Annotated in this window: 17 protein-coding genes, 1 other RNA gene and 1 riboswitch; of the genes, 10 read left to right on the top strand and 8 right to left on the bottom strand. The window is 48.8% G+C overall.

The window, feature by feature from the left end; all coding sequences use genetic code 11:
• Positions 1-148 precede the first annotated feature (148 nt).
• Entirely contained in the window at positions 149-1,453 is a 1,305-nt protein-coding gene (locus AB1756_07670) for a folylpolyglutamate synthase/dihydrofolate synthase family protein (GenBank protein MEW5807204.1), read from the bottom strand.
• A gap of 147 nt (positions 1,454-1,600) precedes the next feature.
• Between AB1756_07670 and AB1756_07675 the strand changes: the two genes are divergently transcribed.
• Positions 1,601-3,289: a glycosyltransferase family 39 protein gene (locus AB1756_07675; GenBank protein MEW5807205.1), complete on the top strand. Its 1,689-nt coding sequence runs from the start codon at positions 1,601-1,603 to the stop codon at positions 3,287-3,289.
• On the opposite strand, the gene accD is transcribed toward AB1756_07675, so the two are convergent.
• A complete protein-coding gene (gene accD / locus AB1756_07680) occupies positions 3,237-4,106 on the bottom strand; it encodes an acetyl-CoA carboxylase, carboxyltransferase subunit beta (GenBank protein MEW5807206.1) in 870 nt (289 codons plus the stop codon). The genes AB1756_07675 and accD overlap by 53 nt on opposite strands.
• A gap of 338 nt (positions 4,107-4,444) precedes the next feature.
• On the opposite strand from accD, the gene AB1756_07685 reads away from it, so the two are divergent.
• Both AB1756_07685 and AB1756_07690 read left to right on the top strand, forming a co-directional pair.
• A complete protein-coding gene (locus AB1756_07685; protein MEW5807207.1) occupies positions 4,445-4,993 on the top strand; it encodes a hypothetical protein in 549 nt (182 codons plus the stop codon).
• Positions 4,990-6,546 (top strand): hypothetical protein, encoded by a 1,557-nt coding sequence (locus AB1756_07690; protein ID MEW5807208.1) that lies wholly within the window; start codon positions 4,990-4,992, stop codon positions 6,544-6,546. The genes AB1756_07685 and AB1756_07690 overlap by 4 nt, the downstream gene beginning before the upstream one ends.
• 53 nt (positions 6,547-6,599) lie before the next feature.
• Here the strand turns inward: AB1756_07690 and AB1756_07695 are convergent, their stop codons facing one another.
• The 6 genes from AB1756_07695 to AB1756_07720 all read right to left on the bottom strand — a co-directional run bounded on the left by AB1756_07695 (position 6,600) and on the right by AB1756_07720 (position 15,002).
• Positions 6,600-7,880 (bottom strand): citrate (Si)-synthase, encoded by a 1,281-nt coding sequence (locus AB1756_07695; GenBank protein MEW5807209.1) that lies wholly within the window; start codon positions 7,878-7,880, stop codon positions 6,600-6,602.
• 143 nt (positions 7,881-8,023) lie between these two features.
• On the bottom strand, positions 8,024-10,069 hold the full coding sequence (locus tag AB1756_07700; GenBank protein ID MEW5807210.1) for a TonB-dependent receptor: 2,046 nt from the start codon (positions 10,067-10,069) through the stop codon (positions 8,024-8,026).
• A gap of 78 nt (positions 10,070-10,147) precedes the next feature.
• On the bottom strand, positions 10,148-10,876 hold the full coding sequence (locus AB1756_07705; GenBank protein ID MEW5807211.1) for an ABC transporter ATP-binding protein: 729 nt from the start codon (positions 10,874-10,876) through the stop codon (positions 10,148-10,150).
• The gene (locus AB1756_07710; GenBank protein ID MEW5807212.1) at positions 10,863-11,909 is read right to left on the bottom strand and encodes an iron ABC transporter permease; all 1,047 of its coding nucleotides are present in this window, start codon (positions 11,907-11,909) and stop codon (positions 10,863-10,865) included. The genes AB1756_07705 and AB1756_07710 overlap by 14 nt, the downstream gene beginning before the upstream one ends.
• An 18-nt stretch (positions 11,910-11,927) precedes the next feature.
• Positions 11,928-12,773 carry a helical backbone metal receptor gene (locus AB1756_07715; GenBank protein ID MEW5807213.1) on the bottom strand — a complete coding sequence of 282 codons (846 nt, stop codon included), beginning with the start codon at positions 12,771-12,773 and terminating at the stop codon, positions 11,928-11,930.
• A gap of 223 nt (positions 12,774-12,996) precedes the next feature.
• A riboswitch (cobalamin riboswitch) is annotated at positions 12,997-13,178 on the bottom strand.
• Positions 13,179-13,238: 60 nt separating this feature from the next.
• Complete coding sequence (locus AB1756_07720) at positions 13,239-15,002, bottom strand: TonB family protein (GenBank protein ID MEW5807214.1); 1,764 nt, start codon at positions 15,000-15,002, stop codon at positions 13,239-13,241.
• A gap of 219 nt (positions 15,003-15,221) precedes the next feature.
• On the opposite strand from AB1756_07720, the gene AB1756_07725 reads away from it, so the two are divergent.
• The 7 genes from AB1756_07725 (at position 15,222) to ssrA (ending at position 24,078) form a co-directional block, all read left to right on the top strand.
• Positions 15,222-16,628: a TldD/PmbA family protein gene (locus AB1756_07725; protein ID MEW5807215.1), complete on the top strand. Its 1,407-nt coding sequence runs from the start codon at positions 15,222-15,224 to the stop codon at positions 16,626-16,628.
• Positions 16,629-16,710: 82 nt separating this feature from the next.
• Positions 16,711-18,171 (top strand): TldD/PmbA family protein, encoded by a 1,461-nt coding sequence (locus AB1756_07730; protein MEW5807216.1) that lies wholly within the window; start codon positions 16,711-16,713, stop codon positions 18,169-18,171.
• A gap of 71 nt (positions 18,172-18,242) precedes the next feature.
• Positions 18,243-19,040 (top strand): 3-hydroxy-5-phosphonooxypentane-2,4-dione thiolase, encoded by a 798-nt coding sequence (gene lsrF, locus AB1756_07735; GenBank protein ID MEW5807217.1) that lies wholly within the window; start codon positions 18,243-18,245, stop codon positions 19,038-19,040.
• A gap of 61 nt (positions 19,041-19,101) precedes the next feature.
• The gene (locus tag AB1756_07740) at positions 19,102-20,127 is read left to right on the top strand and encodes a zinc-dependent dehydrogenase (GenBank protein MEW5807218.1); all 1,026 of its coding nucleotides are present in this window, start codon (positions 19,102-19,104) and stop codon (positions 20,125-20,127) included.
• A gap of 103 nt (positions 20,128-20,230) precedes the next feature.
• A complete protein-coding gene (locus AB1756_07745; GenBank protein MEW5807219.1) occupies positions 20,231-20,794 on the top strand; it encodes a hypothetical protein in 564 nt (187 codons plus the stop codon).
• Between the two features lie 126 nt (positions 20,795-20,920).
• Positions 20,921-23,668, top strand: a complete 2,748-nt coding sequence (locus AB1756_07750) for a pitrilysin family protein (protein MEW5807220.1) — start codon at positions 20,921-20,923, stop codon at positions 23,666-23,668.
• Positions 23,669-23,725: 57 nt separating this feature from the next.
• Positions 23,726-24,078, top strand: a transfer-messenger RNA (tmRNA) gene (gene ssrA / locus AB1756_07755).
• The last annotated feature ends 207 nt before the right edge of the window (positions 24,079-24,285 follow it).

Below are 24,285 nucleotides of genomic sequence, written 5' to 3' on the forward strand. Positions count from 1 at the left end.
AGAAGAAGGAAATGGGGGAAGATGGAGAGAATCGGCTTCAAGGAACCGGTAACAGTCAAGGCCACCACGCCAACCCATCACCACAGCCGCTGATCCTCATAAATGCGGTGTTTCTGAAGCAGCTTGTTAAATAGCCAGCGTTGGCTATTTAACAAGTCTGCAAGGATTTGAAAGCGCCGACGAGGAAGAGTGAACCGCAGATGCAAATTACCGCATCCTGCATCGGCTCCCTGCTCTTGATGGAGATCACTCTGGAGGATCTTTTTTCCGAAGCCGCCCTGAGAGCATCCTTCAGGCTCTCGCATTTCCTGATATTATTGTTGAATCTCCGGGCCAGGGATTGCAGGTCGTCGGGCGTCGCGGCCCTTTCCATCTCGGGGGAAGCGAGAAAAACAGAATCTGCCAGCGGGAGAACGATCTTCATCATCCCCTCGATGTCCTTATCTTTCATGGCTCCAAAAATGAGCCGTATCTCCTTCCCCCGTTGCTTCAAGGTGCGCAGATATTTTGAGAGCACCTTCATGCCGGCGACGTTATGGGCTCCATCCAGGAGAACGGGTGGATCCCCCGCAACCCACTCGAGCCTTCCAGCCCATACCGTCTTTTCTATTCCTTCTGCGATGTTCCTTCTGTTGATGGCGAAGCCTTTATCGGATAGGATCTCCGCTGCCCTGATGGCGATCCTGGCATTTTCTATCTGGTGGTCTCCCTCGAGCGGTATCTTCAAGTGCTTATACTCATCCATGACAGTCCTGATTGTGACTGTTCCATCGGAGCTTAACGAAAATTCGCTATCAATGAGGGCGTTTATCAAGAGAGATCTTTTCTTTTTGCATGCATCGGCAAAGACGTTGAGAGGCACCCCTTTTGTTTCGCCCGTGAGCAGGATGCCATATCTTTTCACTATTCCGGCTTTCTCCATGGCGATTTTTTCAACGGTCGTTCCCAGATAATCGGTGTGATCCATGCTTACATTCGTGATGATGGAGAGGACCGGCAATAAGACGTTGGTGGCATCGAATTGCCCTCCCATGCCGACCTCGACGACCCCGATTTTGATTTTCCGAAGGGCAAAGATTTCGAAGGCTACCGCCGTTAGAATTTCAAAGAAGGTGGGATGCCCGGAAAGAGTTTTTTCCTTGGTGAGCCTTTCCGCCGTCTCTTTAACCTTTTGCAGCGCATCTTCAAGCTCCTGGCGCGAAATGTTGTCGTATCCTATTCTGATTCTCTCTTCTACCTGGACGAGATGCGGAGATGTGTAAAGTCCCGTGCTGTATCCCGAGCGAGTCAGGATCGACTGGAGCATGGCCGCCACTGAACCTTTTCCATTGGTCCCCCCGATCAGCACCGAGGCGAATCTATTCTGCGGATTGCCCAGAGCTTCGAGCAACCTGTAGATATTCTCGAGCCCCAGTCTGATGCCGAACCGTTCGAGGGAGTGAAGCCATTTCATTGTGGAAGAGTGATCCATAGAGTTTATGAATATCGCAGAGATTATAAGATAGTAAATATTTGATTTAGTGCAATACTTACTTCATTTCTCTGCGAGAGCTTTATATCTCTCTCCGATTCAGATAGAATTCTGTTGCAATTGATGAAGATGAAGTGGAATCTTAGACTGCTGCTTGTGGCCGGGTTCTTCCTGGCAGGTATTCTCACCTTCTATGGAAGTTGGGACTCTGCCCTGATGGATCCGGATGAAGCTAGGTATGCGGAAGCTTCCCGGGAGATGATAGAGCAGAAGAGCTTCATAGTTCCAATATTTAATTACGCCCCGCGGCTAAACAAACCGATCTTCTTCTACTGGCTCCAGATCATCTCTTACTCTCTCTTCGGAGTAAATGAGTTCGCAGCCCGCCTTCCATCAATGATGGCTGGGTTGGGGAGCCTTCTTCTGGTCTTTCTCATAGCCAGGCTTCTATGTGGACAACTTCATGGTAACCGGATTGGAAGCCTCTCACTGTTCATCTGCTTTACCAATCTGCTCTATTTCGTCTTTTCAAAAGTTGGAACACTCGATGTCGTTCTCCTCTTTTTCTTCACTCTTTTGATATATTTCTTTTTAAAGGCCGAGGCGAGCAGGATTCAGAGCAAAGGTCTGCATGTTATCCTGCTATTTGCTTCTCTTGGTTTTGCCTTTCTGACGAAGGGTCCCGTCGGAGTGGTTCTTCCTTTTCTCATCGTCATGTTTTATCTTCTATTGAGAAGGTTCCTGTTCGTCCCCGAACGATCCTCTTTATCCTCCCCTTTCTCATGGAAGAGCATGCTGGCAGGTCTTGCCGTTTTTCTGGCGATCGTTGCGCCATGGGGGTTTGTCTTGATGGCAAAGGTGGGAGTCTCGAACGTCATTTCGCTCATTCAGACAGAGACGGCCCTGAGGTATTTCATCGGTTTCGATCATCCGCAGCCCTTCTATTTTTACATTCCGCTCTTCCTTGCGGGCTTCTTTCCCTGGTCTGCCTTCTTCTTCGTGGCAGGATACAGGAAGATCCGCTCCGCGCTTGGAAAGCTTAGCTTCCAGGGTGAAGACCCTTTCTTGGAAAGAAGACAGGATCTCTTTCTTCTCATCTGGTTTGCCATTCCGATAATCTTCTTCTCTTTCAGCGGCTCGAAGCTGCCGGGGTATATCCTGCCGGCTCTTCCACCAGCTTCCATAATCATCGCATCGGAGTGGCATAGATCAATGGAGAAAGCAAAAGCCATAAAAAGGAACTGGCTCCTGATCAGCGGTTTTTTGATTGCGGTCGTTGTCCTGTTGGCCTTTCTAATTTCCGGCTTCTTGATCCTTGGAAGGCACCCCGACTTCAGGACATTACTCTTCTTCACGTTCTATACAATCGTCCTCTTTCTGCTTCTCATCGCAATGAACATCGTTCTTCCACAATCCTTGAGATCGAGCTATCTGGCAGGTTCTACAGTCGTCTTCGGCATCCTGTTTTTCATGGGGATGAATCTCTTTGCCATGCCTGAGATCCAAAAGATCCGGAGCGCCAGAGATCTTGCTCTAGGCAGCATCCGGAAATACGAGGGATCTTCTCTGATCAGCTACAGATATCAGATTCCCAGTCTCGTCTTTTACTCAAGGAGAAAAGTAGAGCTTGCGAGGAATGAAGAAGAGCTTGTACGGCTTGCCGGCGAATTGGCGAGACCGTTGATCATCGTCAATGAGTTGAACTTCATAGGTATGGCCGTTGAGCTCAAGGAGAAACTGGAGGTTCAGGAGACTGCTGGGGAATTCATCCTTTTGACTCCGAAGAGAGAGGACCCACCAGGAAGCGGAGGCATTTGATGATGGTGTCCCTCATCTGGCTCCTCTCCACGATGAAGTCGAGCATGCCATGCTCCAGGAGGAATTCTGAGCGCTGGAATCCTTCCGGAAGCTTCTGACGGATAGTCTGCTCGATTACCCTTGGTCCGGCAAAACCTATCAGCGCCTTCGGTTCTGCAATATTGAGGTCGCCAAGCATTGCATAGGATGCCGTGACCCCTCCCGTCGTCGGGTCGGTCAGGATCGAGATAAAGGGTGTCTTTTCCTCATCCAGTCTTGCAAGGGCAGCACTGATCTTGGCCATCTGCATGAGCGAGAGGACCCCTTCCTGCATCCGTGCTCCACCCGAACAGGATATTATTATCAACGGGATTCTCTCTTCGAGCGCCCGTTCAATCGCTTTAGTAACCATCTCTCCGACGACCGATCCCATGCTCCCCCCCATAAACCCGTACTCCATGGCGCAGATGATCACAAGATAGCCCCCGATCCTCCCGCGAGAGGTAATGATGGCATCGTTCAGGCTGGTCCTTTCCTTGTATTCAGCAAGCCTGTCTTTGTAGGATTTAGTATCCACGAAGTCCAGAGGATCGACAGGAGAGATGTTCTGGTCGAACTCTTCGTAGGCGCCATCATCGTAGAGGGATTCCAGCCTTTCCCTCGCCGATATGCGGAAATGGTAGTTGCATTTGGGGCAGACATTACTGTTCCTTATGACTTCTTTTTTGTACACTATCTCCTTGCAGTTCTCGCATTTGATCCACAGCCCCTCAGGGACTTTAAGCCTCTTTTCCTCAACCGGGGCCTTCTGTTTCTTTTCTTTCTTGAACCAGACCATATTTCGTGCGGAGTCCTTAGTTGTGCCTTTAGAATCCCTCTGTTATTGGAGCAAAGCAGCAAAAAATTCTCCATCACGAACACCAAAAACTGAGAGATTTCGTACTTTTGATGATCTTTTCATTTCACAATCGTAGATGGCAAATAAATGCTAACAAAGCGCTGGAGATGCGTCAAGCAGACAATCACTACGGGTTTATGGTTCAGCAGCAACAGTTCTGGATAAGACATAGCGAATTTTATAAAAACAGGTTGACATGGAAACATTTGTCGGTACATTTTAGGCAAGCTTTAAAAGATGTTTTTTCTTAAACAATTTCATAAGAGGAGGGTGTAAGTATGGAAAAGCGAGTGTTGTTTATTTTTCTTTTCTGCGCTTTCCTGCTGGTGCCGATCGCCATCGACGTTGGAGTCCCATCGGAACATCGATCTCCTTTGGATAATGCAGGCTCCATCGAAAGCAGGGTCGATGGATGCGAACCGAGACCGCTCATAGAGGTGATGGCTAAACTGATCAACATCACACCGGACGGGGAAGCCGCCAGAGCCGTTATCGCAGTCGTATCCTGCTCTGAGAGAGACCTCGAAGAGGTAGAACTGAGCTGTGAACCCCCTGCTGGCGCTACGATCGAAGCTATGCCAGGGAAGTGGAGCAAAAAAGTCAAACTCCACAAGAAAGTTCCCAAGAACATCGAGTTGAGTGTCGACTTGAACCATACAGGGGTGTTCGACTTTTTCTTCAAAGCCACCTCTGTCTCACCTGCTGATAGCACGCTTGATACGGAAGCATACGTACGGGTCCTGCATGGTGTGGAAGAGCAAGGCCCCGAAGAGACGGAGAACACTCTGGAGTGGATAGGAGAACTGGTAGAGGAGGGACAGCCATGAACAAAATATCGAATCTTTTCGTTGCTGGAATATTTTTGCTGGTTGCCTCTTCATCGTTGACCTTGGCTGACTGGACGGCCAGCGGACGCTTCGTCTATGTGGACAGGGAATTTGACGAAGGGGGATTCACCGGAAGCGAGCCTCAGTTACCAATACGCTTTGCCGATCTGGAGGTCTATGATGTAAATCTGAAGAAATCGCCAGTCCTGGCAAGGGGGAGCACGGATGCCAATGGGTACTATTCCATCTCCGTGCCTGACACAAAGATCCGGACCGTAGCTATACGCTGCATCACAAGCTCCACGCAGATCTCAGACCTCTTCCTCAGCGTTAAGAATAAATCCTCTGGAAACGCGAAATACTATTCCATCAAGACGAACAATTACTCAAACCACAACCCTAACGCCAACATCAATGCCGGAACATATTCTGCCGTTATTGGGAAGGGTGGCGAAGCTTTTAATATCTTCGATACGGGAGTCCGTGGGATCGATTACCTGAAGTATCTTAACGGGGCGAGACCCGGATCTGATAAGGCGATCACCTTTATCTGGGCTCTAGATGGAGGAATCACCAACTCATATTATTCCAACAACAGGGCTTATATCCGGAACACGGGGGGATATGACGACACTGTCATCCTTCATGAGTTCGGTCACCATGTCGTAACGCATTATTCTAAAAGCGATTCACCGGGAGGGAGCCACACTTTTCTCGATTGCAAGGAAGACATACGCCTCGCTTTCTCGGAAGGTTATGCCAGTTTCTATGCGGGAGCCACGCGTGCCTATTATGCCTTCAATAAGTCGAACGTTTACTTGAGAACAGATGGAGGCCCTGGTCCCGGGCACGTCGTTCGCTGGTTTGATTATGAGACAAAGAACCAGGTCTCCTGTGATGGCGATGACAACGAGGTAAGGGTGGCAAACTGTCTCTGGGATATCATAGATGGGCCCACCACCCCGGATTTTGATACGGGAACGGAAGAGTCCCATGATCTGCTGGCGGCCATGGATGGTGATGTCTGGGAGGTCATGACTGATTACATACCGACGGCAGCGAATGTTTCCCTTGAGGACTTCTGGGATGGATGGTTCAGTCCGAGCATTGCCAACGGTTTCCGTCCCGAAATGGAACAGATATTCAGCCAGTTCCTCATCGAATTCTTCCCGGATTCTGCTGAGGAAAACAACTCGGTCTCCGTAGCCGTGCGCGTCGAAGCCGATGGCTCTTTGAACCATTTCACCTTTTTCTCGGATCCAGAGCGTGACGGGATTGGGGTAGCGGATGATGACTATTTCTACTTCCAGGCCTTTGACAATACCGTCTATAAGATTGAAACAATCAATCTGTTGAGTGATGCCAATACGATTGTTGAAATCTACGATACGGATGGGACGACGCTTCTCGGGGCCAACGATAATCGTTCGGATGGAGATGAATCATCGTACCTGGCCTGGACGGCACCTCGCACGGACCTTTTCTACATAAAGGTCTTCCACGCGCCGGACAGCGGGATCTATGGTTCCTATGACCTGCGCATCGGTCCATAGAGGCTGAATTCAGCTCTCCGCATCATCGAAGGAGAATAGTCCGCTTTAACTTCTTATTGCTTGATCACTTCCTGCTTGATCCAGGTTGTCGTTACCGATTTCGGCCTCGTAATGGCAAGACCCATTCCACGAGCCATGACTGCCTGAGAGCAGACACCCATTGCACGGGATACCGCAAAGAGGACGGTGTAGTATGGGAATTCAGTCATACCATAATGATAAAGCAGCGCGCCGGAACCTGCGTCAACGTTGGGCCATGGATCCTTGATCTTCTGCACTTCCTTGAGGACGTTAGGAACAACGTCGAAGACTCTGGAGACCGTCTCGAAGACAGGGTCGCCAGCACAGTACTGCTTCCCGAATGCCAGGAAGGCATCAAACCTTGGATCGGTGATCCTGAGGACAGCATGGCCATAGCCAGGAATGACCTTACCGGAGTTCAGCGTCTCCCAGGCATAGTCGTTGAGTTGTTTTTCGGTAGGGACGCCGTTGAACTTCTTGATGGTCTGAAGGACCCAGTCCAGGCATTCCTGATTTGCAAGTCCGTGGAGTGGGCCAGCAAGTCCGTTCAAACCGGCTGACAGGGAGTAGTAGAGGTCAGAAAGGGCAGAGTTGACTGTGGCGGTCGTCATGGCCGACACATTGCCGCTCTCGTGGTCGCAGTGCAGGACGAGGTAGAGCCTCATCAGCTTCGTGAATTCGCCGTTCGGATCCGGCAAGCCGAGCATGTGAGCATAATCGGCACCCCAGTCCAGCTTCGGATCGCTCTTGATCAGGTCTCCCTTCTTGAAGCGAATACGATAGACTCCGGCAGCTATCGCAGGAAGAACCGCAATGATGTTAAGAGCATCTTCAAGCATTGCTTCCCAGTACTGATCCTTCTTCATGCCCTCGTCATATCTCTTGCGGAAAACAGATTCTTTTTCCATGACCAGAATCGCAGTGTTTAACATGGCCATAGGATGCGAATCGGCTGGCATGGCTCTCAGCACGGACCATATGTAATCGGGGACCTTGTTGCGGCCGACGAGTTCTCTCTGAAGGTCCTTGAGCTCCTCGGCGCTGGGGAGTTCTCCCGTGAGCAATAACCAGAGAGCTTCTTCCGGCAGTTTGTCGGCAAGTGCTTTGACCGGTTTCCCGCGAATGATCAGTCCTTTATCCGGCGGGACTTCCGATGTATCGCAGACCAGACTCTTGACTCCTCTCATTCCGCCGTAAGCCTGTGAAACCGTCACCTGGGAAATGACCTTTTCGCCGTGCTCTTTCTGAAGATTCTTTACTTCATCCCTCCATTTTGGTATCAGTTGTGAAAGCTTTTCCTTGAGTTTAGACATAAGTTCCTCCTTCAAATAAAATTCATATTAGTGAACTTATTCACAAAATTTATATTAGTCTATAACAATTTGCTCAATGTAGTCAATAGCCTGATTTTAAAAATTTGCCATCGGACTCTTCGCTTTGAACGATATCTCTGATTTTAGAAATTGATGCTGAGTTTCGCGCCCGTGTAAATGGTTCGACCCGGTGAGGGAGTGTAAAAGAGGTCGAAGCCGTTTGTGATCCCTCGCGTTTCATATTTTTCATTCAGTAGATTCTTTCCTTCCAGGAAGAGCGTGAATCTTTTGAATGCCTTTGAAAGTCTGCCATTGACGGTTGTGTAAGGATCAAGTGGCTCCATTGTATTCGATTCGTCTCCGGTGAGATACTCACGCCCCACATGCATGGCGGACATGCTGAAGAGAAGGTCTCTCTTCTTTCCCCCTTTCAAGAGAAAGCCAGCCAGGATTTTTTTCTCTGGGACGAGGGGGATGCTCCTCCCGCGGTTTTCGCCAGAGCGCAACTCCGCCTTCATCTGGCTGTAACTGAAGAAGCCTGAAAGGATCCCTGAAAAGCTGAATTCGGAGACGATCTCAACCCCAATTCTTTTGCTCTTTCCCACATTCTCGTTTCGTCCGGTAAAAGTGAGAGGGTCAGTCATGACATATACAATCTCATCTTCCGTATCGATCCGGAAGAGGGAAGCATTCATGCGGAGAAAGTCGCCCCATCGCTTTCTTATCCCGAACTCGTAATTTCGCGCTCTGGAGGGATCCAGATCTGGATTCGAGCCGAACAGCGGGAATGCAAAGAGGTCATAGACCGTTGGAGGGAGAAAGGCTTCAGAATAGAGAACGTAGAACCCGGTTTTTTCCGAAGGATTGATGTTTGCTCCTGCTTTTAAACTTTTCTCAGAGAATCTGGTGGTCCCTTCATTGCCGGGATGAAGCCTATCATCGTAATTCAGATGTTCATAGTCAAATCTTGCGCCACTCAGGATGGAAACGATGCGAGTCAAGTTCATGGTTGCCTGAAAAAAAGCCGCAGCTCTCCGAAGGCTGGTCTTGCTGGATGAATCCGGGCTTGAGGAGAACCTTTCTCCTTGGGCATCCGTGAAATACCCCTTCGCCTGAAAGCGGCTTGTCATCGCCTCGATTCCAGAAGCCAGAGAAATGTCTCTATCCCACAGGGTGTGATGAGAATCAAACTGAGAGATAAAACCAGAGGAGTTCATCTTGCTGTTTGTCTCGAAACCGATGAGCCATCTTCCCGTCGTCAGAGTATCGATCGAGTTTTCCCTGAAGTATAGATTTGTGGAAAAATGGCGCTTTTTCTGGAGATTTCTTTCCATCCTGAGAGTGACCTGATCGAGCGTCTCGTCGCATCCATCCACCTTGTTGTAGGGAGAGAAATATCGGTCTCGTTCCATCTCTTCAGCCGTGAGTGAGCCCGGAGCCCCGAGCTCTCCAGAATCATGCAAAAAGGAAAGAGAAAAATCCCCGGCTCTTTTCATAGATGTGGCAGCCTTGAAAAAGATATGGGAAAAAGCGTATTCACTATTCTCACGAAAGCCATCGGATGTCTCTCTTCCAATATCCAAGAAGAAGCCGGAGTTCCAGGCATGAAATCCACCTGAAATCGAGCCTTTACTACTACTGTTGGAACCGTAAGACGCAGTTATGTCGAGGAAATTGTTCCATGGGACATCTTTCGTCACGATATTGATGGTTCCGGAAAGAGCTCCAGCTCCGAATGTAGAGGAGGAGGAACCCCTGTATATCTCGATCCTCTCTATGGAAGAAAGAGGAATCTGCTCAAGATTTACCCTGTTGTCATCAGGCTCGTTGATCCGAACCCCATCGAGAAGGACGGCTGCTGCCGTCCCCTCATTGAAACCTCTCAGATCGATCGTAGTTTCGACGTTGTTTCCGACGTCGTCAAAGAAGATTATCCCAGCTTGGGTAGCAAGGAGCTCCTGGATGCTGCTGGCCCCGGAATTTTCAATCTCCTCAGATGTGATTATCGTGACGTGAGCCGGAGTCTTTTCGAGGCTCTCCTCCGTTTCCGGGAGCCTGGCCGTTACAGTGACCTTTTCCTCAAAAGCGATCTTTTTAGCCTCTTCTGGTGATCTCTCCTCCGCAGAGAGAGCAACCATGGAGAATGACAGAGCAATCGTGATGATCAGTAGAGATATTTTCTCTCTCATTATGAATCCTCCATACATTTTCTTTTGCAATATTCTTGGCTTTTATCACGCATTTCTGCACAGTGAAAATCTTCTGGGTCAGGTTTCGATATCGTATAACCTCTCCAGTGGCGAACTTCTAAAAAGAGCCTCGGGAGGACCATCACCATAGATAGCTCCATCTTTGAGCATGACTATCCTGGGGCAAAACTTGCGGACAAGATGGATATCATGGGTGGCAGCTAGAATGGTTACTTTCGTTGTTCGGTTCAATCTTTCAATGGCTTTATAGATGTTGATCGCCTGTTTCATATCGAGAGAGGATGTCGGCTCGTCTAGAAGTATGATCTCAGCCTGCTGGGCGATCGCTCTTGCCAGGATGATCCTTTGCTTCTCTCCGCCGCTTAAACTCCTGAAATAGCGGTGGGCGAATCGTTCCGAATCCGTGAACCGGAGAGCTTCCATGACGATATCGTGATCACTTGATGCAGCGGATGGCTGAAAAAAGCGTTTGTGGGGATATCTTCCCATCATCACGATCTCATAGGCGGTAAAATTAAAAGCCGTGCTTGATTCCTGTGGAACAAGGGAAAGGATTCTGCCAAGTTCGACGCGGGAGATTTGAGCCGCGTTTCTTCCGAAAAGGCGAATCTGACCCTCATCAGGGCTAAGGTAACCTCTTATCAAATTGATTAGAGTCGTCTTCCCGCTGCCGTTCGGGCCGATGAGCCCCACAATTTCACCCCTTTCGACCGCCAAGCAGAAGTTTCTGAAGAACGGCAGAGAATTGTAAGAAAATTCAAGATTCACAACTTCAATCGATTTCAATTTTTTCTCCTTTCTCTTTCAGATAGAGCCAGATGAAGAAGGGGCATCCGGCCATGGCTGTCATTATTCCTGCCGGGACTTCCGAGGGAGGCATGATGATCCTTCCAAGAGTATCACAGGCTAAAAGGAAAAGAGCTCCTCCTGTGGCACAGTTGATAAGCAGTATCCTGTTGTCGGGCCCGAGGATAAGCCTAAAAATATGCGGGATCATCAAGCCCACAAACCCTATGAGTCCGGCAAAAGATACCGCAGCGGCTGTCATCAAGGAAGCGGCTACGATGGACAGAAGCTTTACTCGTTCGACATCCACTCCCAGGCTGAAGGCGGTTGATTCTCCCAGAGATAATATGTTGAGAGCTCGGGATACGGTCAAAAGCGTTAGCAGCCCTGTTATGAGGAAGATAGCAACGAATATCAAAGATAAATAGTCAGGGGAGCCTATGCTCCCTGCAATCCAGAAGAAGCTGCTCTGGACCCTTGAGAATTCGGTGAATGCTAAAAGAAAAAGTATGAGAGCCGTAAAGAAGGAATTGATGATGACTCCGATCAGGAGAAGGGAGGTGGATGATATTCTTCCTTTAATTCTGGAAAGATAGATGAGGATGACAAGGGTCGCGATGGCCCCAAAGAAGGCTGAGAAGGGTCTTCCAAGACTGGAAAGCAGCATGTTCGCACCTGACAGAAGTGAAAATAGGAAGGTGCCGAAGAAGGCGCCTCCAGAGATACCAAGAATGTAAGGGTCGGCAAGTGGATTTCTCATGATAGCCTGAAGGGCGGCTCCTGAGACGGATAGCGCGGCTCCCGTGAGGATGGACAGAATGACCCTCGGCAGACGAACCCTGCAAATGATATCAATAGCCAGACTTCTTTCTTCTTGAAAGTCGGAGAAGAGATCTAGCACTGAACTCTGCGCAGGACCCAGGGAAAGAGAAAGAAGAGAAGCAAGGATTGTAACAATGGCGATACCGATGGCAAGGATGAATCCCCGCCTCCAATCGATCTCTTTCGTCTTATCCGATTCCAGTTTTTGCATAAAGTCAATCTTTCCGAATCAAGGCTTTGCAGTATCATCCCCTTGCCGAGCGTTAGCTCCTGTCCCATAAATTAGCTTGTTTAATAGCCTGGCTCCCTCGGGTGCTCTTGGCGATGGTCTGAGAATGGTATCCCCGGAGATGATGAATACACGGTCATTTTTCACTGCGGTTAGAGAACTCCATTTTCTCCAGAAACGCTCAAGAGATCGTTTTCCGTTCTGATCGCCCGCATCCATCAAGGTCTGGATGATGATGTCCGGGTCGGAGTCGATTATCTCTTCCATGCTAAGGATGAGATAGGGTTTTTCTATCGATCTGTTTCGCGAAATGGATGGGATCAGGTCGGCTCCGGCAAGCATGGCAAGGGCTCCGGGATAGGAAAGTGGTGTAGCTGCGATTACGGGATCGATGCTAAGAGCGACAAAGACCTTCTTGCGAATCGACGAAACTCCCTTTTTCCGGATCGACTCCATTTCTGATTCGATCTTTCTGGCAAGGTCAACCCCCTTCTCTTTTTCATGAATGGCCTCTCCGATTTCGATGATGGATCCATAGAGGTCCTCCATTGTTTCCGCTCGTATCAGAAGAGTTTCAAAGCCGAAATGCTCTTTAAGCCTTAATATCGATTCTTTATTCCCCACGTTGGGAGTCCCTATCAGGAGATCCGGCTTCAATGAGACGATGACCTCCAGATTCGGATTGGAAAAGCCACCTATTCTTCTTTTGAGATGCGCTTCTGGGGGGTAATTACAGAAGTTCGTTACGCCGACAATCCTGCCGCCTGCACCTAAAGCGTAAAGGATCTCCGTAACGTTAGGCGCCAGGGAAACGATCCTTTCAGGAGCTTTTCCGGGCTCTCCCATAGGCTCTTCAAGGAGATTTTCAGCGCTCCAAGAGGGTTCCTGGAAGCAGGGAATAAGCAGAAGGATCGTGGCCAGAGAAAATGCTGCGGATAATGAGTGGATATGAGAGCGAAAAAATAAGATGTGACAATTTAATTTCATCTTTACCTGCTTAGGGCAAAAAAAAACCTCAGCCGGAACTGAGGTTTTTTGCCTGGATCGGTCGGTCGCTTCCCCGCGGAAGCTCGCGCCGCATCACATAGGCAGGTTTCCTGGCTTGCGGATCAAACCTTGCCTGAATCCTTCCCAGATAATCTCCAGTGGAACAGCATCAGGCTTGTACCGCTCACAGTGGCGGGGCCGCAACGGCTTTTAACCGTTTTCCCTTTTTAACTCAGTTTCGGTACCTATGCGCGAGGATAAGTTTTAAAAGATCAGTTTCGAGCCGCTAGAATACACCTTCTGCATGCGCAAGTCAACTACCAATTAATTGGATTTTGGGGGGAAGGGAACGGATTCCGCCTTCCAGGTTCTAACCCTGATGCCGAGCCGTTCCGGGGGACGGTAGACCCAGTTTTTTGCGGCATTAATGGCAGCTTCGTCAAGAGATGGCTCTAGGCCTTTGATGAGCTTAACCTCCTGAACATGTCCATTCGTGCCTATTAAGACCTGAAGAACGACGTTGCCTGCAATTCCCTTGAGTTTTCCACGCAAGTGGAGATTGGGCAACTCATGAGCAAGATACCCCGGCGCTCTGTCCAGCAGAGCATAGTCAACGACATCCCCTTCCTGAATTCTTGCGCTCTGAACTGGCTCCGGCTCTCTTTCCATAGCAGGTTTTGGCTGGAGTTCAAGAGGTTTTGAGATCAAAGGTTCTTCACTTTTTTCGACTTCTTCCTTGACTTCAGGCTGTTTGGAAGGAAGTGAAATCTCGACTGGTGGCATCGGAGACGGTGGTATTATTGGTTCTTCAGGAACTTCTGATGTTTTCTTTTCCGATTTCGGGGAAGCCGCCGGCGCTGGCCGGGGTTCAACGGCAGGCTTTGTTCTGGTAGCGATGGTTTTCATTTCAGCTTGCTGAGGTTTCTCCGTCTCCCTGAGAACCGGTTCTTGGGTGAGCGGCTCCTGAGTAACAGGCTTCTTGGAGGGTTGAACCTGGGCAACCTGCTCAAAAACTGGCTTCTCCTGAAGTACGGGCTTAACCGAAAGAGCCTTCTCGGGGAGAGCAGCTTTTTCCTCCTGCTGGTCCTTCATGGGAGGAGGCTCTCTTTTGGTCCTTTTTTCTTCTCTGTCTTTGCCTGTCAATAGAGGAAAAAAAACGATCAGGATCGCGAGAAAGATGATTCCAGCGGCGCCTATAATAGCCATTTTGAAGTTAATCGGCTGTCGCCTTGAAGCAGGTTCGGATGGCGTTTCCCAGGGGGAAATTTCGAGTGCTGATGTTGCAACTTTGCTTTCGGGTGGATGGATCTCAGGGGCTTGAAATATCTCTTGCAGGGCAGGTTTAGCAGGGATGGTTTTCTCTGGTTTTTCTGGAAGGGGAATCTCTGCCGCCTGTGTCTCGATTGGCGGAACACTCTGCGATTTTTCTTCAGGCTCCGGCAGCACCTCCTCTTGCAGGTCTAGTTTACTTACGGTTTTTTTTTCCGAGATCTTTTCTTTTGCCCCTTTTGAGACTTCCTGTCTTGGTATATGAGGCGTGGTGTCGGCTGCAAAAAGGGTCAGGACTTCATCAACCTTTGATTCGATCTCTTTCTCGAGCTCTTCTAGAATCTCAGGTTTTTTTGAATTCGTTATCGTGGCTCTCTCATCCTGTTCTCCAGGGATAACTTGCCCGGGTTCCCTTTTCTCGGACTTTGGCGTTTCTCTCTTTACTTCCGGCAGGTATTGTTTGAGGACGTCAAGAAGGACTTCGTCAGGGCATGGCTTCTCGATATAGAAATCGCATCGGTAGACATGCATTGCCTGGTTTTTGTACTTCCTTCCCTTGTAGACATTGGTTGCTATGATGACTGGGATCCTTTTGCCATGCGGGCTCTTCTTGATCTCGAGACAGACATCAAAGCCGTGCTTCCTGGGCAGCATGGCCTCCATGAGGACGACATCTGGTTTGAACTCATTGAATAGTTCAAGCGCAGCTATCCCATTAAGAGCGACCTTTATCTCACAATCGAAACCGGCGAGGAGTTCTTTTATCTTCTTGATGCTTCGCGGTTCGTAATCGGCTAAAAGGATTTTACTTTTCGGCATCTTCAATCCCTGCTTTTAAAGATTAACGAAAATAAGGGATTGATCGGCTCTCTGCCCCCTAACGACCATCTATTCACCTATAAAAAATAATCCATTTGCCATCGTGTTTCAAGAGTTAAATGATAATGTTAAAAATTCTGAAAAGCAATTCATAAATTCGGCGAGAAATATGTTGACCTGTAGCGGGGAGCCACATAAAATTTGTGAATCTAGCGAGGGATGATGGTAAACCAAGACCTCCTGATAAAAATTCACGCGAACCTTTTAAGGGACGGCGGCGAGCTTGCCGACATTTTCCATGAATGGAGGGAGGATTTTCGCCTGACGCTCTCGTCGGAGAGAGGACTGCTTCCTTCATATGGAACCATGGAAGGAGCAGCGCTTCGCCTGATTAAAGACGGCCGCTGTTCCAACATCCATCTGGAATTGCCTGAAGAGAAAGACCTCATCGAGGCATCGAACAGCATCAGAGAATACGCATCCGCGAGAACAGGAAGCATTTCGTTGGGTTCGGACCCGGAAAAGAAAAAATCAGGGGATGCGGGTGGAGAAGGATCGAACGATGCTGGAGTGAGATCTGAAAAAGCAATGGAGCTCGCAGCGCGCATTCACCCCATCGTTCTGATGGCGGAGTCGCTCCTTAGAGAAAATTTTGAAGATTGTTTTTCTTATATGATCTCGGCCTCGTTTTACCGTCAGCAAGTGAGGATTATTAGCTACCGCGGAGAGTTCGTTGAGGATTCAAGAAAGGCGGCTCTGTTCAGAATGTCCGTTCTTGCAAGATCAGGAGATGACAGGATTTTTTCCGAAGCTAGCGAGAGCTTTTCTGCTCCTGAGAGCCTCATCGAGCGTATAGACCCCGGCAGGCTGTGCCAGAATTTGAAGGAAAAATGGTTGAACAAGAAGGACTCAATCAATGCTCCTCAGGGACAGACCCCCCTTGTCCTGGCTCCCGGTGCAGGAGGAGTATTGATCCATGAGGCCGCAGGTCATCTCTTCGAGGCGGATAACCCGCTTGTTGCAAGTCGATTCGACAAATTTCATGGACAGGATTTTGGAGAGCATCTATCAATCCATGATGATCCCGCCTGCATGGAGAGAGGAAACTACAGGTTTGATGATGAAGGGATGGAAGGAAAGAAGAAGTCTATCATAGATAGAGGCCGTTTTCTTAATTTGCTGCACAGTCTGACGACGTCGAGGAAGAGGAATGAGGAACCATCAGGAAATGGAAGAAGGCAATCCTTCAGAGAAACGCCGCTTCCGAGGATGAGTGCCATTTATGTCGACCCTGGAAAGATGGATCCGGAATCGATCTTGAAGAGAACCAGAAAAGGGATATACGGAAAAAGATTTGGAGATGCTTATCTTGATGGATCATCGGGAAAATTTTGCATCCATCTGACCGAAGGATATACGATCGAAAATGGAAAGACCGTATCCCCTATAAAAAGAGCACTGGTTTACGGGAATGCCGTTGATATTCTAAGATCGATCGACCTCATCGGAAGCGATCTGACGTTTGATATAACAGGTCTAGTCTGTACAAAGGGTGGTCAGGCATTACCAACCACTGTCGGCACGCCGACGATTAGAATAGCGTCGGTTCAACTGTATCCGGCATAATAATAAACGAGGAAAATTCTGCGAGCCTGATCATTCATAAAAATTGATAACGGTAACTGGAAGGACTTATGCGGAACCTGAAATGAAAATTTTATTTGAAATCCTGGAGCCTCTAAGCAAAACTTTTAATGCTGTTGAAATCTTATACAAAGATTCCAGGACATCGCTTGTTCAATTCAACAGGACCGGAATAATTCAAACCTCAGACACGTTGGAATATGGAACTGCAATTCGAGTCTGGAACGAAAAAGGAGATGAACGCTTTCATCACTTTTCAGGATGCAGAAAGAATATCCCGGAGCTAATAGAGCAATTGCAACAAGGATGGAAGAAGAGTGATGGGGATGATCGGGAAGATCTGAGCATGCTCCCTGCAAATACAGTGAGTTGCAATCGATCAGGCATCTATTGCAGGAGAACGGCAAGCCTTTCTCATGAGGAAAGAGAAGCTTTTATCAATAAATTAATCGATCTCTTTGAGGAGAGAAAAAAGTCCATGCAACTGGATCATTGTCAGCTCCTGACCTCTTTCTCCTCCATCACTCTTCTTAACAGTAAAGGTTTTCACGGAACTTATGAAAGGACAACAGCTTGCACAGCCTTAACTGTCAGATTGAATCCCGAAGAAAGTCCCGTGTTTGATAATAAAGCAGTAGTTGGAAATAAATCAGTGATTGAGGAAAAGATAAATGGATTATCAAATGTGAGCTTTGACTACGCCTCTTGCTCTTTTTATGATTTAAATATTGATACGATTCTTAAAGAGATTGTTAGTTTTCCATGCGATGGCAGAGTGATTTCTAATAAGCAAGCCAGTTCTGTTTCTACGGGATGCGATGAAGTCATGTTTTTTCCACAGGCAGGAGCAGAGCTGCTAAAACTGATCATTCCTTATCTCATTGGCTCCTCTAAGAACTATAGAAGAGATAGCGTGGGCTCAGTGAATAAAAGGTGCTTGAACAAAGGAAGCGCCATCCTCTTCAATAATGACTCCTTATCTGATAAATTATCTATAGTTGATGATCCTGCCATGCCCAGGGGTTTAAGTAGTGTCCCATTCGATGGCGTTGGGTTTCCTGTTGAAAAAACGGCGGTTATAGATGAGGGAAATATCGTTAATTGTTTGAAGAGCATGGTCAGAGCTTCCTATATGGATAGGCCGACTTTAGGCCCAACCAATCTGTACATTAAGCCTGGCAAAAGCAAACCTGAGGAGATGCTAAAAGGAATAGGAAAAGGTCTATATCTTTTTTCCATCACACCTTTTTCCAGTCTGGAGACAGAAGGAGAGGTCCTGTTTTCAGGGTCAGGCTTTCTCGTAGAAGATGGAAGAATAGTTTCGCCCTATCGAAATTTTTTCCTGCGAGGAAAACTGATGAACCTTTTTAAAAATATTCTGGAGGTCGGGACAGATCTTAGATTCAGTTTCAGGGGAGGCTCGATAGGCTCTCCCTCTCTTCTTATAAAGGGATTGGACTGTTGCGAGGCGCAGCAAATGCACGATGCAGATGATTGGAGGGAAAAGGGTGGGAGGATGGTATAGAATGAAAACTCAAAAATCTGCGCTTCTCGCTTTAACTGATTGCATAAAACAAGAAAGGAGGATGTTCAAACATGGATTGGGGATTGAAGAATCGGTTATCCAGGATCATCAGGCCTGATACGGGTAGAACGGTCATGCTGGCCGTGGATCACGGGTACTTTCTGGGTGCTTTAAGTAAACTGGAGAAACCGCGCAAGACAATCGAGCCGCTGCTTCCCTATGCCGATGCTCTCATGGTAACGAGAGGAATCCTGCGTACATCTGTGGAAAGGACCACCCCAACACCGATTGTCCTCAGAGTCTCAGGAGGAACGAGCATCATAGGCAAGGATCTCTCCCACGAGGGGATCACGACCTCTATGAAAGAGGCGATCCGCCTGAATGCAACTGCAGTGGCCCTTTCCATCTTTGTGGGAACGGATCATGAACACGAGACCCTGATCAACCTCTCTCGTCTTGTAAGCTTTGGGGAGGAATACGGGATTCCGGTTCTTGCCGTGACTGCTGTCGGAAAAGAATTGGAAAAGAGGGATGCTCGCTACCTTTCTCTCTGCTGCCGGATTGCAGCCGAGCTCGGAGCACATTTCGTGAAGACCTATTACTGCAATGGATTTGAAGAAGTTGTGCAGGGATGTCCTGTGCCGCTCGTCATAGCCGGCGGACCCAAACTGAAGACAGAACACGATGCCATGAAAATAGCCAGCGAAGCAGTAAAGAAAGGAGCTGTTGGAGTTGATATGGGCAGGAACATCTGGCAGTCCAGGTACCCTGTGGCCATGATCAAAACCATCAGGGCTATCGTCCATGAGAATACGTCCCTCGAAGAGGCTCAAAAGCTTTTCAACAGCCTCAAAGATTCTACAAAATAAGAGGTGTTGAAAAAGATCAATTCTTCTCCTCTCATTGGGAAGAAAGGAAAGGAGAAAATGAATGCGCGTGGCGATGTATTACAACAATAGAGATGTGCGCATCGAGGAGATCGAGGTTCCCCGGGTCGGGCCAGGAGAGCTTCTCGTCCGGGTAATTGCGAGTGGCATCTGCGGAAGCGACGTTATGGAATGGTACCGGATCAGGAAAGCTCCTCTCGTCCTCGGACACGAGATCGCTGGAGAGATCGTCTCAGTCAGTGAGAATGTGAAACGGTTCAAGAAGGGAAATAGGGTCTTCGTATCCCATCATGTTCCATGCAACACATGCCACTACTGCTTGAACGGCCATCATTCAGTCTGTGATACTCTCCGCACCACCAACTTCGACCCCGGTGGATTTGCCGAGTACATCCGAGTCCCGGAGATCAATGTAGATCGCGGAGTATTTCTCATCCCGGATGAGGTTTCGTATGAGGAAAGCACCTTTATCGAACCTCTGGCCTGCTGTGTCAGGGGACAGAGGCGCGCAAACCTTAAGCCGGGGCAGAGCGTCCTGATCATCGGCAGCGGCATTTCGGGTCTTCTGCATCTCAAACTGGCACGCGCTCTGGGTGCTGGAAGAATTTACGCGACCGATATCAGTGGATATCGATTGGAATACGCAAGGCAATTCGGCGCCGATGGGGTAATCCCGGCAGAAGAGGATGTGCCGATAAGACTTAAAGAAATGAACGGGGGTCGGCTTGCCGATCTCGTCATTCTGTGTACGGCCGCCATGTCGGCCATTGCTCAGGCATGGAAGTCAGCCGATCGCGGCGGCACGATTCTCCTCTTCGCTCCGACCCGGCCAGAAGTCGAGGTCCCCCTTCCGTTCTGGAATATCTGGCATTCAGGAATGAGTATAGTGACTTCCTATGCAGGCTGTCCCATCGACATAGAGACCGCCATAGAGCTGATTAGTTCTCGAAGAGTTCATGTTAGCGAGATGATCACCCACAGGTTGAGCCTGGCTGAGTCAGCTAAGGGTTTCGAGCTGGTTGCCGAGGCTAAGGAATGCATTAAGGTCATCATTGAGCCACAAAGATGAAAAGGCCGGTCCGACCGTTCTAAGTTTTCCACGGCGAGCTGTGGCTGAATCTTGTTTATTTCCTGGAAATCGCGTAATATTTCTAAAATTCGAGAGGATGAGAATGAGAAAGTTATTGACGGCTCTCCTTTATTTTGTCTTTGGCGTAATTGTGAGCATCATCGTCGGTTTCTCCGTGTACGGCCAGGACATACTCTCCACAACGAATAATTGCTTTCATTTCATTAGCCTTGGAATGACAGGTGCCATCATCCTTGCACTCGTGCGATTATACCGGGCCTGGGTTGCTGCCATCTTTATCTTGGTCCTTTTAATTCTGATGGTTGGACCTCTTTTGATCCTCAAGCTCCCCCTCGCGGCGATCCTGTTTTACATGCTCTGGTACATGGGCGCAGGATACACGATCTTTGGAATGGGATGCCTTTTCAAAGCCAAGATTCAGAGATTGCCCATTGGCAAGTTTCTGCTTTTAGGAATCGCTCTGGCTATCCTTTACATTGTGAAGACATTCCTCATACATATACCCATCACAAAGCCAATCCCTGTCACCGAAATAATCTCCAACGCCATCCTCGGCCTGCTCGTAGGCGGCAGCCTTGGGCTCGGCACTGAGATCGGAGAACTTCTCGACAGACTGGTCTGCAAAGAAATAGGAACGAATCCATAGCAGGATTTTGTAAACTTGCGGCGTGAGATCGGCCTCGTTTCGAAAAAACAGGAAACAATCGAAGCAGAAAAATCGTAATATAATATCTGTTTTTTTAACTATCGTAAATTTTTGCAGGAGGACAGTATGAAGAGAAAGCTTGTGCACTTATCGTTCTCAGCATTTCTTCTCATGGCGTTTCTTTTTCCATTTGCCATGGCTCAGGATGTGCCGAAGATCAAGTTCGAGAAGTATGTGCTCGATAATGGTCTTCAGGTCATCCTGCATGAGGACCATTCCGTTCCGATGGTGACGGTCAACGTCTGGTACCACGTGGGCTCCAAAAACGAGAAGAGAGGCCGAACCGGATTCGCTCATCTCTTCGAACACATGATGTTCCAGGGCTCCGAACATCAACCGGGAGAGTACTTTGCTCCTCTCGAAAAGGTGGGAGGCGATGCGAACGGTTCGACGAGCGAGGACAGGACGAATTACTGGGAGAATGTTCCAAGCAACTACCTTGAACTGGCTCTCTTCCTCGAGGCGGACAGGATGGGCTTCCTCCTTCCTGCCATGACGAAGGAGAAGCTAGATAACCAGCGCGACGTCGTTAAAAATGAGCGCAGGCAGGGATTAGAAAATCAGCCCTACTATCGCTCCGAAGAGTATCTTCTGGAAGCCTTATATCCGTCAAACCATCCTTATTCCTGGATGGTCATCGGCAGTCAGGAAGATCTGACAAATGCCAGCATGGAAGATGTCCAGGAATTCTTCAAGCAGTACTACGCCCCAAACAATGCCAGCCTCGTCATCGCCGGGGATTTCGATCCGGCTCAGGCGAAGGATCTCGTCGAGAAATACTTTACCAGCATACCGCCGGGACCACCGATAACGCGTCTCACAACATGGGTTCCGGAACTGAAGGAAACAAGGAAGATCATCATGGAAGACAGGGTCTCGCTACCGCGGATATATATGGCATGGCACACGCCGCCCATGTATCTTCCCGATGATGCGGAGCTCGACATACTTGCCAGCATCCTGTCCAGCGGCAAGACATCGAGGCTCTACAAAGAACTGGTCTATGACAAACAGATCGCTCAGGAAGTGTGGGCTTACCAGGATTCCCGCGAGATCGGAAGCAACTTCCGGATAGTAGCGACCGCCAAGCCTGGCCATACACTGGAAGAGCTTGAGAAAGCTATCGAGGAACAGTTGAAGCTCATCCGCACAACCCCCCCTTCCGAGGAAGAGGTTGCCGAAGCAAAAAGCAGCATCGAATCAGGATTCATCCACCGGATCGAGTACGTCGGCGGCTTCGGTGGTAAGGCAGACATGCTTAACCAGTACAACACATTTATTGGAACCCCGGATTACATCCAGCAGGACCTTGCGCGCTATACAAAGGTAACTCCGTTAGATGTGAGGAGAGTCGCTGAAAAATATCTCGACCCGAATGGTAGAGTCATCCTCTATGCTGTCCCTTATGGAGAGCCAAAGTCTAAAACAATGGAAACGGATAGAAGCAAGTTGCCAGCAGAAGCTGCGGAGCCGCTGTTCAGGGCTCCGGAATTCAAGAGGAAGAAGCTATCGAACGGCCTCGAGGTCATCCTTGCCGAACACCATGAGCTTCCAATAGTGAACATGGCCTTAGTCGTCAATGCCGGCTGGGTCGCAGATCCGAAGGATAAACCGGGTGTTTCCAGTCTTACATCAGAATTACAGGACGAGGGGACGAAGTCGAGAAATGCCCTTGAGATCTCCGGAGATTTGAAGAAGATCGGAGCCACCGTCTCCACGAATTCCTTCTTTGACGCTAGTTATGTCGGGATGGATACGTTGAAGAAGCATCTCGACAAAGCTCTCGAGATCTTCAGCGACATCATCATCAATCCGCTCTTCCCCTCGGATGAACTCGAAAGAAAAAGAAAGATCTACCTTGGTCGGATCATGAAGGAACGTATGGAACCTTTCACAAGCTCATTCAAAGTGTTCCTGAAGACCCTCTATGGAGCAAATCATCCTTATGGTCAGCCGTTCACAGGTAGCGGGACAGAGCAATCCATCAGCTCCATTTCAAGGGAAGATCTGGTCAAGTACTACGAGAACTACTTCCATCCCAACAATGCTGCCCTTGTCGTCGTCGGCGACGTCACTGAAGCCGAGATCATGCCGAAGCTCGAAGCGGTGCTGAAGGATTGGAAGCCCGGAAAGATTGAGAAGATAGCCATTCCGGAGGCGAAACAAGTTAAAGAAACTAAATTATACCTCATCGATAAGCCGGGTGCTCCTCAATCTGTCATCATCTGCGGTAATCTGGGGATTACGCGCAATTCGCCCGATTACTACAGAGTTCTCACGATGAACAATATCCTAGGCGGGCAGTTCACGAGCCGGATCAACATGAACCTGAGAGAGGACAAGGGATACACCTACGGCGCACGCTCCATGTTCATTGACACAAAAGGAGTCGGTCCCTTTGCAGTCTTTGCCCCGGTCCACACGCAGTTCACCAAAGAGGCCCTTGTTGAGATTATAAAGGAGTTGAACGGAGCCATAGGTGCAATGCCTGTGACGGAGCAAGAACTCATCGATGGTAAGGCAAATCTCACGAAGGGATATGCCCAGGGGTTCGAGAGTGCAAGCCAGATTACCTGGCATTTAGCCAACATGGTGCAGTTCAGCCTATCCGGTGATACCTTCAATAAATTCATACCGGCAATCAATGCCGTGACGAACGAGGATGTAAAGCAGGTTGCTCAGAAATACATCCATCCGGATAAGATGGTCGTCACGATTGTCGGCGATGTGGCGAAGATAGAACCACTCGTCAGGGAGTTGAATCTCGGCGAAGTCCTCTATCTGGATGCCGATGGCAACGCCGTCAAGAAATAAAAAGGCTGGAGTGCTTGACTAGTCCATCTGGCCCTGCTATATTTTCCATTGCAAGCAGGGGGCGAAACGGTTTCGACAGAACTGAAGAGGCGGAAACGGCATGCCGAGGTTTCCACACCCTCGTTAATCCGTGGAACTAAAAACAAACAACGCTGACAATCAGTTAGCGCTGGCTGCATAAGCAGCCACGTCCTTCATGCGGCCCTCCCGCGGTGGTGTGAAGGGCGCCGAGAAAGCGGGATAGTCTGAAGGTAACTCCCGTAACCAGCAGGCGAAAATTTGCGGGATGGCCTGATCCGGTCGTGCTCTTCAGGGCGGCTCGGGCGAGATAAACCAGGAAGAAGCTAAGCATGTAGAAGTTTTACGCCGAACTTTTCTGGACGCGGGTTCGACTCCCGCCGCCTCCACCACTCATACTATTCAATCATTACATAAAATACCCAGGAGAGTATTCTGGAGTTTCCTGATTTTTCTTTCTTCAAAAGAGATCACTCTTTGTAATCATTGAAGTAAGAATTTTCAGGAAGTGAACCGATGATTTTCAAGAAAAAGCTCCTTTCCCTTTACTAAAGATTCCTGAGTTTTTTCATCAGAAATCTGGCAAAATTGCCATTGTA

It is taken from the genome of Acidobacteriota bacterium (genome assembly GCA_040752675.1).
GTDB lineage: Bacteria > Acidobacteriota > Polarisedimenticolia > JBFMGF01 > JBFMGF01 > JBFMGF01.